Origin of the sequence: Calothrix sp. FACHB-168, from assembly GCF_963889195.1 — a bacterium.
GTDB lineage: Bacteria > Cyanobacteriota > Cyanobacteriia > Cyanobacteriales > Nostocaceae > Aulosira > Aulosira anomala_A.
Genome location: NZ_CAWPNJ010000001.1, coordinates 665,643 through 679,591, shown reverse-complemented (window position 1 = coordinate 679,591; position 13,949 = coordinate 665,643). Strand labels below are relative to the sequence as shown.

12 protein-coding genes are annotated in these 13,949 nt (G+C 40.1%); 4 read left to right on the top strand and 8 right to left on the bottom strand.

Annotated elements, in window-relative coordinates; translation table 11 throughout:
* The first annotated feature begins 26 nt into the window (after positions 1-26).
* On the top strand, positions 27-482 hold the full coding sequence (locus tag AACW45_RS02785; protein ID WP_242045440.1) for a hypothetical protein: 456 nt from the start codon (positions 27-29) through the stop codon (positions 480-482).
* On the opposite strand, the gene AACW45_RS02780 is transcribed toward AACW45_RS02785, so the two are convergent.
* Positions 483-920 carry an MgtC/SapB family protein gene (locus tag AACW45_RS02780; protein ID WP_190627350.1) on the bottom strand — a complete coding sequence of 146 codons (438 nt, stop codon included), beginning with the start codon at positions 918-920 and terminating at the stop codon, positions 483-485. It lies immediately after the preceding gene.
* A 988-nt stretch (positions 921-1,908) separates the two neighbouring features.
* Between AACW45_RS02780 and AACW45_RS02775 the strand changes: the two genes are divergently transcribed.
* On the top strand, positions 1,909-4,287 hold the full coding sequence (locus AACW45_RS02775) for a putative PEP-binding protein (RefSeq protein ID WP_190627348.1): 2,379 nt from the start codon (positions 1,909-1,911) through the stop codon (positions 4,285-4,287).
* Between the two features lie 87 nt (positions 4,288-4,374).
* Here the strand turns inward: AACW45_RS02775 and AACW45_RS02770 are convergent, their stop codons facing one another.
* The 7 genes from AACW45_RS02770 to AACW45_RS02740 all read right to left on the bottom strand — a co-directional run bounded on the left by AACW45_RS02770 (position 4,375) and on the right by AACW45_RS02740 (position 10,617).
* Complete coding sequence (locus tag AACW45_RS02770) at positions 4,375-5,193, bottom strand: hypothetical protein (protein ID WP_190627347.1); 819 nt, start codon at positions 5,191-5,193, stop codon at positions 4,375-4,377.
* A 50-nt stretch (positions 5,194-5,243) separates the two neighbouring features.
* Complete coding sequence (locus AACW45_RS02765; protein WP_190627345.1) at positions 5,244-6,416, bottom strand: baeRF6 domain-containing protein; 1,173 nt, start codon at positions 6,414-6,416, stop codon at positions 5,244-5,246.
* 229 nt (positions 6,417-6,645) lie between these two features.
* Positions 6,646-7,305 carry a DUF1361 domain-containing protein gene (locus AACW45_RS02760; RefSeq protein ID WP_190627343.1) on the bottom strand — a complete coding sequence of 220 codons (660 nt, stop codon included), beginning with the start codon at positions 7,303-7,305 and terminating at the stop codon, positions 6,646-6,648.
* A gap of 292 nt (positions 7,306-7,597) precedes the next feature.
* Positions 7,598-8,077 carry a hypothetical protein gene (locus AACW45_RS02755; protein ID WP_190627342.1) on the bottom strand — a complete coding sequence of 160 codons (480 nt, stop codon included), beginning with the start codon at positions 8,075-8,077 and terminating at the stop codon, positions 7,598-7,600.
* A gap of 168 nt (positions 8,078-8,245) precedes the next feature.
* Positions 8,246-9,010 carry an energy-coupling factor ABC transporter ATP-binding protein gene (locus AACW45_RS02750; RefSeq protein WP_190627340.1) on the bottom strand — a complete coding sequence of 255 codons (765 nt, stop codon included), beginning with the start codon at positions 9,008-9,010 and terminating at the stop codon, positions 8,246-8,248.
* A 31-nt stretch (positions 9,011-9,041) separates the two neighbouring features.
* A complete protein-coding gene (locus tag AACW45_RS02745; protein WP_190627338.1) occupies positions 9,042-9,701 on the bottom strand; it encodes an energy-coupling factor transporter transmembrane component T family protein in 660 nt (219 codons plus the stop codon).
* On the bottom strand, positions 9,694-10,617 hold the full coding sequence (locus AACW45_RS02740; protein ID WP_190627336.1) for an energy-coupling factor ABC transporter permease: 924 nt from the start codon (positions 10,615-10,617) through the stop codon (positions 9,694-9,696). Before AACW45_RS02740 ends, AACW45_RS02745 begins: the two co-directional genes overlap by 8 nt.
* A 975-nt stretch (positions 10,618-11,592) precedes the next feature.
* Between AACW45_RS02740 and AACW45_RS02735 the strand changes: the two genes are divergently transcribed.
* Both AACW45_RS02735 and AACW45_RS02730 read left to right on the top strand, forming a co-directional pair.
* Positions 11,593-12,585, top strand: coding sequence for a multicopper oxidase domain-containing protein (locus AACW45_RS02735; protein ID WP_190627334.1), 993 nt, complete (start codon positions 11,593-11,595; stop codon positions 12,583-12,585).
* A 715-nt stretch (positions 12,586-13,300) separates the two neighbouring features.
* Entirely contained in the window at positions 13,301-13,918 is a 618-nt protein-coding gene (locus AACW45_RS02730) for a hypothetical protein (protein WP_199330874.1), read from the top strand.
* Positions 13,919-13,949: the final 31 nt, after the last annotated feature.

Genomic DNA, 13,949 nt, shown 5'->3' with positions numbered 1-13,949 from the left:
AATTCTATTGCCCAAAACTAATAAACATGAGTAAATCTCTGGAAATTTTAGATATGTATTCACAAAACGAAATTGCCCACAAAGATGAAATTGCAGTTTTAGGGGCATCATTGCGAGAAATTGAACAGAAGTTACTCAAGCAATCCCAAAATACAGGAATCACGAGAATGTGGTTTCAAGGAGAAGAACCATATTTTGATGTGTTCTTTGAATTAAAAAACGATGAAATATTATGGTTTCAATTAACACTACGCGGTAAAGCTATCTCTTGGGATAGTAAAAAATCAAAATTCCAAACTGGTACTACTAATGAACTGCATGACAACGATGTCAGCTTTTATGCAGCGAGTAAGACAATTGAAAATGATATGCAGACAGATTGGGAATTTGTTAATTTAGCCAAATTGATTCTGCAAACCAGAGCCGATGAAACTATTTTTGCCAAAGCTTTAGAGTTATTTAATTGCTCAAATAAACAATAACTAATTCATTCTTTCTAATGTTTTGAAAAAATTAAGTACTATCACAGTTAGCAAAGCACCGATTAATCCTAATTGCCATAAACCACAACCTGCGGCTATTCCCAAGGCGGCTGAAACCCAAACCGCCGCAGCTGAGGTTAATCCATGAATTTCAGTTCTTTGTGATTCATTAGATGATTGACGTAAAATCTCTCCCGCACCCAGAAAACCAACACCAGCAGCTATACCTTGGATGACTCGACTTAAAGCGTCAGCACTGAGATTAATTCCGGGTGTAGATAAAGGGATAAGAGTAAAAATAGCTGAACCCAGACTGACTAACATGTGAGTTCTCAACCCAGCAGGTTTGTGTCTTAGTTGTCGTTCTAAACCGATAATTGCGCCACAGAGTAGCGCTATGCACAATCTAAAGAGAATATTTTGCAAATTAAGGTTCATGCAGCATCAAAATAGTTAGTGATGAAAAATATTTGCATAATTAATAATTAAATTATATATAGCTCAGGAATTACGCAAAAATTATCAAAAACCTTAATTTTATGAACCGCCAAGACGCCAAGTACGCCAAGTATTCTTAGAGTGTGCGTAAGTCCTATAGCTATTGAATTTGATTATTAAACTGATAAAGTAGAACTCAGCAACTCTTAATAAGCAATCCTTAACCAGGTAATTACCAATTATGAATTACCTTTGAGGATATGGCAGATAAATAATTTTAATTCTGCTAGTACTACTATTTATGATATTGGTTAAATGTAGTAATTTAAAGCTGTAGCTGTGATTATTTAATGGCGATAAATAATTTAAACATTATATTCTACTGTAAATTGCTATATTTAAGCATACAGTCAAGATTTGCAGCAACGATCGCTATTTAGGGAGTATATCTGGCGTGAATCAAATAAAAATATGCATTTGCCAGCTAATTAGACTCAGGAACTAACCTGAGGTAGCAATTTCAGCATTAAGCTAATCCTGGTATGGTTTTTCGGCTCGCTGTCTAGAGCTATAAATATTCAGTTGTGACCGAAATAGGTTAAAAATAGACAAGTACAGCACAACTAGTGGTTTACAAGTTTCACAGGCGCACAGTCAGGGAAACATAAGGGTAGGTAAGCTAATCTGCTTTTAAGTTGCACAATCCATTGTGAAGGCTGTTGACTGTTGATTGTTGACTGTTGACTGTTGACTGCCCTTATTAGTAGTTATGCAATTTAGATAGGCATTAGCTTAATAAGCACAGAATGATGCGTCAATAAAGCGTTTATTGGCAATATCTGAAACTCTGGTACAAAGTAAATATAAATTTCTGCTTGTAGTACTATTGGCTGTTTGGCTACTAAATTATTAACTTTTTTCACTCTTGCACAAATGGTTACTACTGTGACCATAACCAATGAATTACAACAGAGAACAACAAAATTGAGTGGACAAACTCTACTGGCTTGACCAAATTAAACTCCAAGACCGCGCCAAGGTAGGTGATAAAGCGTTTTACTTGAGCCGAATCATGCAGCGTGGCTATCCTGTAGTACCTGGTTTTGTTGTAGGTGCAGAAGTCTTGCAACAATTTTTAGAAAATCTTAATAGCTCGGAATCATTAGTTGCTGACTTACCCCATTCTTCGTTGTATTTGGATGTGAATAATTGGCGTCAGCTGCAACAAGTAGCCGGTCGTTTGCGTCAAGAAATTGTTACTGCTACTGTACCACTATCTTGGGTGGGAAAAATTCTCTCAGCAGCGAGAGAATGGGACAGCGATTATTTAATTTTTCGCCCTACGGTAATGGTACCAAGCACTACTAAGGCGGGAAATATCTCAGGATTACTAGAGTCGGTTTTTTGTCCTTGTAATCCAGACGCGATCGCATCTGGGTTAAAGCGCACTTGGAGTCAATTATTTCGCGCTAAAAGTTTACTATATTGGCAACGAGCCGGAATTGAGCTAAAAAGAGTCAATTTTGCAGTTTTAATCCAGCCGGTGCGCAATGCGATCGCTAGCGGTTTATTTCATGCAAATACCTCTGGCTGGGAAATTAGCGCTACTTGGGGATTAGGAGTAGCGATCGCTAATGGTGAAGTTTTACCCGATGTTTACTATATTCACCCAGAAACCGGACAGTTAATTGAGCAGCAGCTAGGTAGTAAAATCCTCGCTTATCGAATTGAAAATCCCGCAAATAAAGATAGTTTGCAATCAGTTACGCCATCAGTACTGACATTAGATAATCATTGTCTCGTCGCCTATTTACTCGAAGAAAGCAAACAAAAACAGTACGCTTTACAAGCTGAATATCTACAACAAGTCATTATGTTGGGCAATCAGCTAGTTAGCGAACTAGGTAGCGAATTTGACATTGAATGGACAATTTCTCAGGTTAGCCCAGTACCCAAACTCTACCTCACCCAAGTTAGCGCTCCCCAATCAGCCATTCCCAACGTCCAGATTATTAAGGGGATAGGAGCCGCTAGAGGAAGAGTTACAGCTAATGCCTATGTAATTGCCAATTCCCAATTAAAACCAGAACAGCTACCCCAAGGCGTGATTTTAGTTGCCAAAGCTATCACGCCAGATTGGTTACCAATATTACAGAAAGTTATCGGTATTATTACAGAGAATGGCGGCTTAACTAGCCATGCAGCAATCCTCGCGAGAGAATTGGGTATTCCCGCAGTAGTCAGCGCTACAGATGTTACAGCCTTAATTCAACCAGGTGAAAGATTATTAGTAGATGGCGATCGCGGCGAAGTTTCGCGAGTGCGAGAAGACATAACTTTAGAAAGGATCGTAGCAAAAAGCGGTTCAGCAGAAAATATCGATTTCGATGATAATCATGCCATCTCTAATCCTTGGCAATCCCCACCATTACGTAGTTCTGGGATACCTTCTCAACCGCTAATTGGTACTCAGTTACTATTAAACCTCAGTCAAAGCAGCTTAATAGAGCAAGTCAAAAGTTTACCTGTGGATGGAGTCGGGTTACTGCGTTCCGAACTGATGATGTTAACCGTCCTAGAAGGACAACACCCTAATAGCTGGCTAGCCGATGGCAGAAAAGCAGAATTATTAGAACGCTGGACTGAGGAGATTATGCAATTTGCTTGTGGCTTTGCACCGCGAACAGTATTGTATCGCTCCTTAGATTGGCGATCGCACGAATTACCATCTGCTACCCAAGAACCTCAATCTACATCACAAGCAGTCTTAGGCGATCGCGGAATATTTAGCTATTTACTGAATCCGGCAATTTTCGAGTTAGAATTAGCCGCCTTAGCTAATGTGCAAAAAGCCGGGTACAGCAACGTCAACCTGATGTTACCCTTTGTCCGCAGCGTCGAAGAATTTTCTTTATGTCAGCAAAAAGTTGTGCAAGCTGGATTAACTCAATTACCCCAGTTTCAACTCTGGATTATGGCAGAAGTTCCCAGCGTGCTTTTCTTGCTACCAGAATATGTGAAAGCAGGCGTGGCTGGTATTTCTATTGGTAGTAACGATCTCACCCAACTGCTTTTAGGAGTAGATCGAGAGCAAGAACAACTAGCCAGAAGATTTAATGAACTTCAGCCAGCAGTAATGAGTGCGATCGCGCAACTAATCGAAATGTCCAAAGATGCCGGTATTCCCTGTACAATTTGCGGTCAAGCGCCAGTATTGTATCCTGAAATCATCGATCGCTTAGTGCAATGGGGAATTACAGCCATTTCCGTAGAACCTGAAGCAGTAGAGCGAACATATCACGCGATCGCTCGTGCAGAACATCGCCTGATTTTAGAAGCCGCAAGACGACAGTTGAGAGGAGGGTAAGGAATTTTAGATTTTGGATTTTGGATTTTGGATTTTAGCCCAATGCCCACTCGCCTTGAGCGAAGTCGAAAGGATGCCCCATGCCCACTACTTTATATACCCCGTTTCTCGTAAAAACTTGCGGAGGTCGGTGAAAAATTGAGCGCGATCGCTTTTTTTATAAGCCTGTTGTACTTGTCGCCAACCGTCTTGTCCTTGACCTAGCATATATTTACTGGCTAAATAAGCCGCCAAAAATCCTTTACCGTCGTCGCCTTGTTGGCGAATTTCTTGGTAAGTTTGCCATAGTTCTTTAGTATTGCTGGCGATTAACTTGGGATAGCGGCGGGTAACATCAACCATCTTGCCTTGGCGATATTGCCAAATTTGCAGTGGGTAGCCAGAAGCAGCGTAGGAACTGAAAGCGTAAGCAAAGCGATCGTCGCGGCTGTTAAATTCTGGGATTCCGTCTTTGTCTACATCTTTAAGTTGGTAGCCAGCATTACCCCATTCATGACGAATTTGTTTGTATTGCTGAGATTTACTGTCATAACGGTAAATTAAGGAATAAAGACAGCAATGCGCTCCCCCTGTAAAGAAATCGGCAATTACTTCCGGTTCTTTATTACCATCTAAATCTTGCACTGGTATTTGATTTTTTTGTCCGTCTAACTCCCCAATAGGGCGATCGTATTCACTATCTTGAGCTAAATTTTGCTCTAAAATCCTTTGACCTGCACGAGTAATTTGTAACCGCACATTTTTATACTGATGTTCTTCCGGTTTGTCATAGGAAATTTGTGCCTGTACATTTCCTGACTTACCAGTAAGTGTTTCGGCTGTAGCAGCTTGAGTAAATAGCGCTACAGCACTCATAAAAGCTAAACCGATTAAAGATGGATTCCGAAACTGACGAATAAAATTCATTATGGGTGTTGTATATATTCAGACTGATTTTTACAACACCATCATAGTCATCAATATCGGAAAATTGCGGCAACTGGTGTGCTAAAAGGTATTTGCTCAGGTGGAACAGCGTAAACAGTACCGCCATTTAATAAGGTATGAGTTGCGGCTAAATCTAACAAATCCTCATCGCCAGTTTCTTTATCTTCATGCAAATACACTGCTTCCGAACCGGGGTCAAACAAACCCCATTGCTGTTGTCCGACAGCCACTAGCAACGAATCTATTCGTTGAAAATAAGCAGCCGGGATGATTTGTTTGAGGTCATTGGTAGCTTTACCTGTATCGCCACTAAAGAGTTGATGGAATCGCTCCAGAAATTCTTGCTGTGATTTGTAAAAATCAGCCTCAACAATTGGCCAAGCGCGATCGTGTAAATCTTGAGCGCTGAGAATTTCTGGATTTCCAGTGATACCTTCTGCCATTAAATGCTGATAAGTATTCGCCTGTTTGTATAAAGGTAAAAGATACTCTACTCCAGCCAATACCAAAGGCGCTGTTTCTTCTCGCAGCTTTTCCTGCAATGCTCGATCAATTATGTAAAAGAATTGGCGAATTTCTTCTTGATGCTGGTCTCTATCTGGACTTCCCTGTCCGTGAAATGCACCTGGTTGGACAAAAGAATTCGCAGTTCCACCTTTAGATGTAGCAATGCGAAACTGACCCTCTTTAGCAGTTTCATCTTGATTGAGAGCATCTGCTAAACTTTTTGGTAAATTTTCTACGTCTACCTCATTAATCGTATAGTGAGTTCCCTCAAAAAACCTCACATCTTGTTGACTTAAAGCCAAAATGTAGAAACGTCCATTACCATTTAAAATCGGTAGCAATGGTTTGATGTGAAATCTATCTGTGACGACAACCAACTCTTGAAAATTAAATGGCAAAGAATAGTAACGAAAAAATTCTTGAGAAATAAAGATTGCTAGACCTAATTCTCCCATTTGTTCCCAAAATTCTTGGTTATCAAGATTAATTGCTGGCTGCAATAATGCGGTTGCTTCTTGTGGTTCCAAACCTGCGTCAATTAACTGTGCTTCTGCTTGCTTAATTAAATTCTTAAAGCGAATCGGGTCTTGTCGCACTTCTGGGCCAGCAGGGTGAATTGGCATATAAATTGACACACAATTACCCTTTGGCTGTTGTAAAAGTGGCTTGATTTCTTCTCTAGAAATTATTTGCATAAAATATCCCTCCTAGCAACGCGACCAGAAACATCAGAATCAACACAAAATATTTAAAGTTCTGATGAGATGTTTTTTGATGTGGAATTGAACACCAAAAACGATGAATCTGGATTTATTTCACGTCAAGGAGGGTAAAGTTTCATCTTTCTTTGGACTTACTAGTTAATAGTCAATAGTCATTAGTCAATGGTCAACAGTCAACAGTCAACAGTCAACAGTCAACTATCTACGATCCATTTTTTGCTTGTTGAGAATTGATGGGTGCTTCTGGTTGGGGTTTGCGAACCCATCCTAAAGTTACACGTTTCATAATCGCGTGTAACGCTGTCAGGATAATAAAGGTAATAGCAATAATTACTAAAGGCTGTTTTCCTAGAAGTTCTTCTACTCCCTTAGTTAATACCGCATCTGGCTGGGTGATGAAATCCCAGCTATTGAAACGTAAAAATCGCCCCCAGTAAATACCTATAGCTGAGAGGATATGAGTAATTAACTCAATTCTAAAAATCCATTGGCTTTTACCAATTAAGTGTAAATAATGACCTAAATTAATTAAAGATATAACGTAAGCCTGAAAACCCGCTAGAATTACTAATAGATAAAGGGGAATTAATATTAAAGTAATAACCCATATTGATTGAATTGTGCGAATATCATCTATCAGATGAATTACATCGGTAAGTAGATAGGGTGCATTCGGTAAAAAGGCATAAAAAACTATTAATCCTAGCCACCAAACCCAAGACCTGCGGCGATTTTTACGAAACAGCCAAACACTTAAAGCTAAAGGTATAAAAGCTAGAAAAAGGTTCCAAGTCATCCATCTCATATTGATGTGTAAGACTTGGAACAATCTGTTAATTAATTCAATCAATTCCGCTTTCATAAGCTGACTCACAATGGTGTGATTTATTTAGGTTTGCTCTATGCTTCTAAGTAATTTTATTGAATAGCTAACAATCAAGTTTTCATGAACTGCTATGTTTGCTACTTTTCAATAAAATGTATTTTCCTAGACTTGATACAAGATTTTGACGTTCCTACCCGAAAGAGATAATTGCTACTCTCTCATTTGTTACTTCAACAGCCTAATCTACTAGTATAGCGAGAAAATCTTGGCGGGCAAATCTGTGAAATTTCAAGGCAGAATTGAGTAATAAATATTACTGACCAAATACTTACTCTGGTTCGCTACAGTACTTATTTAGCTCGCCAACTAACTTATCAGCATCCTTACCGGCGGTTTTGCTTACTGCTGTGAGTGCTGTATCAATCTCGGCTCTAGCCTTTTCCAGTTTTTGTCTACCTGATTGTGTAGCTTCAGCCGTTTTAGCTGTGTTTAAAGCTCTAGCAGCTTTGGCGATCGCTTGACTCACACTCTTAAAATTCTTGGCAAACCGACTTTGGTATTCTTGTAACTTCGGATCTTTGAGGTTCATTTCTTCTATGGACTTGGTAACAACTTCTAAATCTTTAGATAGTTGTATGCTTGTAGTCACCTGCTGCCCTTTATTTTTGTCAATCAGAGAATTACCTTCATTCACAGCCTGAACCAATCGCTGACATTGAGAGGCTTTATTTTCGTTGCAACCACCAAGTAATAAAGCAATACTCAGGCTAATCACAGCAATAATATTATTTTTCCGCGCAACAGACATGAAAACTCACCAGTATGAAAATTCCAACCATAGTATCTAACAATTCTGGAATTTTGTAGTGAGTTTGGGTATTGGGCATTGGGCATTGGGCATTGGGCATGGGGCATGGGGCATTGGGTAAAGGCAAAGACGCGATGAATCGCGTCTCTACAATTGTCGTTTGTCTCCCTACCAGCCTACTGGTAAGCCTAGCTTTTCTAAAGTTTCTTCTTCTTGTAAAAGTGGCTGGATGTCTCGATCTATGGGAATTCGTCCTCCGGAAAGTACCAATGCACGTTGAGTTACTTTACCTAACCAATTGAGGTCATGGGAAGCAATTAACATTACTTGCACGGGCAAATTTAATAATACCTGCGCCAAATGCCGCCGCCAATAAGGATCTAAACCGTTAGTTGGCTCATCTAAAATCAAAATGCTAGGCTCTAAAGCTAAAATTGACGCTAAAGCTGCTAGGCGTCTTTGTCCTCCGGAAAGTTCATGGGCTGAACGGTTGGCGTAGGCTTCTAGTCCAAAATCAGCTAATAATTCTCTGGCTCTATCTATGGCTAAAGCTGGCGGTACACCATAATTGCGCGGGCCGAAGGTAATATCTTCTAAGATAGTCGGCATAAATAATTGATCGTTGGCATCTTGGAAGGTAAAACCAATATGACGCCTGACTTGAGACAGGGTTTGAGATTCTACGAGAATGCCATTAATGGAAATTTTACCGCTTTGTGGTTGTTTTAAGCCGATGAGATTTTCTAGTAAGGTGCTTTTACCAGAACCAGTTGCACCCATTAACGCCACGCGATCGCCTGGTTGTAATGTAAACGAAATTTCTCGCAATACAGGCTCTTGATTGCCATAGGCGTACACCAAGTTTTGCACCTCCACCACAGCAGCGTGGGGATGATGAATTGAAGATTGGGGATTAGATGTTAATGATTTCAAAATTTACAACTCAAAATGCACAACTGCGTTCTTACTGAGTGAAATGGTAAGAACTGATGGTTAAACAAGCCGCGATCGCACCTGCTATTAATACAGCCATACGCTCTTTTGGTTTTAATGTTGAGTCTATTGGTAATTGTCCGTTGTAACCCCGAACTACCATTGCGGTATAAACGCGCTCGGCTCTATCTAAACTACGGAGATATAAAGCGCCAATGGTGGCTGCACTGGTGTAGCGCAACCAGCCAGTTGTGCCATTTAAACCCCGTAATTGGGCACTACGCTGCATTCTCGTGACTTCTGATAGCAAAATTTCTAGATATTGACCTGCTAAGAGCAAATTTTCCTTTAACGCTAGCGGTACGGGTAAGCTTTTGAGAGCTATACCAAAACTATGGGGCGGTAAGGTTAACAAAAAACTATTCATCACAATTAAACAGATAAAAGAACGTACTAGCAGAAAACTAGCTCGTTCCCATCCCAAGGGCAAAGCTAAAAATGAGAGGAAGATTAACTCTGTACCGAGTAATTTTCCTAGCTGGGGAAGCTTTACCTGTAACACCCAAGCCCATAAAAGAGCGATCGCTCCATAAGCACCCAAGTTATACCAAGCATGATGCTTTAATAAAGCTGCCCCAATCACAATAATCAGCGCTAGTTGTAAGCGTAAGGTTAAGGAAATTCTAAGCATTATTCGGTTTCACTACCTTAGCAATCCCAAAGGCGACAGCAAAGCAAACAGCCGCACCTACCAAACCCGCAATACTCGTACCAATTGTTCCCAACCCCTGAATGCCATAGTCAGCTAAAGGTGTGGGTACAATTACTCGTACTTTTTCGCTTAAGTCGATAAAGCCTAAATTTTCGGCTACCCTTTCCAAACCATCAGGCCAAGCTGAGGCAAATAGTGATAATACACCCGCCACGAGAACAATGCTTACAACTGGCACTACCCAGCCGCGAAATTGCTGTTGTTCCCCCGGTAACAAATCTGGCCTTTGCTTGGCAAGGTAAATTAATACACCTCCAGTAATTAATCCTTCACCAATACCAATGAGAATATGAGTTCCTGTCATGGCTCCTAAAACTATGGCGGCTGGTGCTGTTCCTGAAAGGGCTAGCTCAAGAGCGCAGGCTAAAGCTGCAACTACCACACTTACACCAGCAGCAATCCCCGCAGCTAAAGGTAAACGCCCTTTAGAACCGCCAAATAGCCGTTGCAGAGTGTTAGTTAACCCCCAACCAACCCAAACGCCAATAAAGGCCATGTTTAAAATATTTGCGCCTAAGGCTGTAATTCCACCATCGGCAAATAGCACAGCTTGGATAATTAAGACTGTAGCAATACACAATGCCCCTGCCCAAGGGCTGCCTAAAACTACTGCGGCTAAGGTTCCCCCTAACAAGTGACCACTTGTACCCCCTGCTACAGGGAAATTCACCATCTGGGCAGCAAAAATAAAGGCTGTGGTTAAACCCAGTATAGGAGCGCGACGAATGCCAAAAGCATCTTGCGATCGCCCTAAAGCCACAAAGAGTGCTGCCGTACTCGCTAAACCAGTAGCTCCTGCAACTGGTAAAGAAACAAATCCATCAGGAATATGCATGATGTGCCCCGTGTGTCATGTTTTGCTTCACACAAATTTCTCAATTTATCTGCGGCATTAAATTAATAAAAAGCAGAAAAACCACCTTTTATACAATGCCCTATTGGGGGATTTTATAGTGATACTTCCGGTAGATTGACAATAAAATATTGCATAAATAATATAGTTATTTTTTAATATGTATAGTTTTATTAATTTGTTGTTAAATTCAGTAATCAAATCTGCCAAAAACACTCTATTGATTGATGTTATGTAGATGATTTAATACACAATATAGTAGATAAATAGTTGAGAACTAGTTGTAAATATTTATATTTATCTATCTTTAGCAGCATATCCATTTGATATTTATCTATTTTGCCAGCAAGTTAACCAAATATTTACCGATCAATTAGACAATATAAAACCTGCTTAACAAAATAGCTATTCGCCAGACAAATCATCATCTATGGGGAAACATAATTTTTCCCCTGTTCCACATTTTTAGGCAAGACTTACCTGCTAATTACCAAATAGTGCAAATGTAATTTGGATCACAACTAAGCTTTATAAAAATTCTTATTAGTCAATAGTCAACAGTCAGTAGGGGCGGGTTTATTGAGAATTATCGTTAATCGGTGAGGATATTTGTGAACCCGCCCGTACAGTTGTCAAAAAATAAATTACCCATATTCCGTAGTGCGAGCAGCGTTCGACTGAGCGCTCACGCCGAAGTCTTGCTCGCTTTTGAACACCAGCGAGCGAGACGTTTGTCCTTCGGACACGCTACGCGAACGCACTACAAATTGATTGGGTATTTGGATGTCCCCAAAGCCACCCAATGCCCGATGCCCAATGCCCAATGCCCAGCAACATCCTATAACTCGAATCTCTGCCAGAATAATTGACAATGATTCTTAATTCAACTAATATACACAGAAGTAATTGCAAATTGTTTGCAACATTACATTCTAGCGCTAACAGCAGTTTAATGTCATGCCCAATAACTTAGCTTTGGGAAAAGAACAACTTTTAAGCCGTCGTCAATTACTGAAGCTGGGTTTAGGTGGCACTGGCGTAGTCGGAGCAGCAGCGCTTTGGCAAATGGCAAATCACAGCCAGTCTATTGTCAAAGTTCCACCCACAGAAATTGCAGCATCTGAAGGCGTAACTCAACCGATGAAGATGCTGAGAAATTTCGATTATGGGACGCTCAAGCATGAAAATGGACGTACCATCCGCGAATTTAGGCTGACTGCGGGCACTTCCGTCATTCAACTAAATAGTGCTGTTTCCTACAATATCTGGGATTTAAACGGGCATATCCCAGGGCCCACACTCAGGGTTAAACAAGGTGAACGGGTAAGGATACTTTTTCTCAATAAAGCTGGACATTCTCACTCTTTACATTTTCATGGGGTGCATTCAGCCGATATGGATGGAATTCGCCCAGTCAGTAACGGTAGTGCCACAATTTATGAATTTGATGCTGAACCTTACGGGGTTCATTTGTATCATTGTCATATTGAGCCTGTTACTCGTCACATTGCTAAAGGGCTATATGGGATGTTCATCATCGATCCACCCAAGCCACGCCCGCCAGCTGATGAAATTGTCCTAGTTATGGCTGGGTATGACGTAAATGATGATAGCCACAATGAGTATTATGCATTCAATGGATTGCCCCATCACTATATGGACAATCCCATCCGCATTTACAAGGATCAGTTAATTCGGCTGTATGTGCTGAATATTATTGAATACGATCCAGCAGTTACTTTTCACCTTCATGCCAACTTCTTTAATGTTTATCGTTCAGGTATGACTATGACTCCGAGCGAGAAAACAGATGTCATTACGATGGGTGTGGCAGAAAGACATATTCTGGAATTTAGCTTTCGCTATCCAGGTAAGTATATGTTCCATCCCCATCAAGATGCGATCGCAGAAAACGGTTGCATGGGTGCCTTTGAAGTCATTAATTCATAACACATTGCAGAGATGTTACCTTGGTTGATAGCTTTGAAAATGGCAAAAAATGCGCAATTTCTACCTGAAATCGCAATTTTGCGTTACTTAATTTACAGGTCGTAAAAAAACTCAACTTAATTTGATTAATGTTTAAAAATTTTCTCTAAATGATACTTTATGAGATAAATTTTGCAGGCTTTAATGTTGTAGCCACAAGGCTTTCCGCAAATTCAGGAATAAAATTTGACATTAAAATCTGAATCTTGTATGGTATCCTTTATAAAGACTTCACATTAGTCAATAAATATAAGGTTTAGGTAAAGCTAGACAGCTAACCTACCACAAGTTTTTGGTGCAGCCTAAATTCCCAATCAAGCAAAGAATATAGAAGCTTGAAACAGGGTATCTCAAAATTCTCAGCTAATTTGCACGCCCTTAGCAAATATGCGATCGCAGAATCATTCTGTTGAGAATTTGCCGCGATTGCTAGGATATCTGCCAGCAATCAACTTATTTAGGCATAGTCACTCTGTTGAGGAAAGGTAGTTATTTATTTAACTATCTATTTCCACAATTTTTCATGCAATGAAAGTGTCTGATAATACATATTCCCAAGTATTTAGGACATAAAAATTTAGGCACTAAATATTTAGTGTTATAAGTTTAGCTTTTTTGGCGATATCGATGCGATCGCTAAAAATTCCTGCGAATATTTCTACGTTGAGGTTTCCTGATGACATTCAACACAAACGCTGATTCCGTTACTGGCGATTTACCTAAACAATTAGATATCGCCACAATTTGTATTTACGGGTTGAGTATCTTATCTGCGGGTTTATTCCTGTTTTTACCGTTAGTCAATTTACTTAGCCCTAGCCCTTGGCAACGTTATATGGGCGCGATACATGGAACAGCAGCCTTATTAGCAGTAGTTGTCATTGCTTATGCCGGACATATGGCATTTCCTTTACTGCGAGGAGTAGGCAAAATCTTACCCCAAATGCGCACTCTAACTTTTTGGGCTACCTGCCTATCTTTTATGGCAATTGCTTCAGGTAATTGGGTGTATATGCGTTACCGCGCACCTATGGGTGGTGCCCGTGCTTGGTTAACCAAAAATACACCTTTAGTGCATTACCTGTTCATGGAATACCATGAATTTACAGTGTTATTTACATTTCCTTTGGGAGTAGCTTGTACCTGGATTTTGTGGAAGTATGGCGACTCAATTTTAGATAAAAAGAATCGTGTAGTCCTCAATGCCACTTGCGTTGCTTTAATGGCAATGATGTTCTTTGCAATTGGCGGTTTTGTGAGTGGATTAAACGTCGCCAGAATCCATACTCTGTAAGTACTTGTTTAGACAATTGGTAAATAAAAAT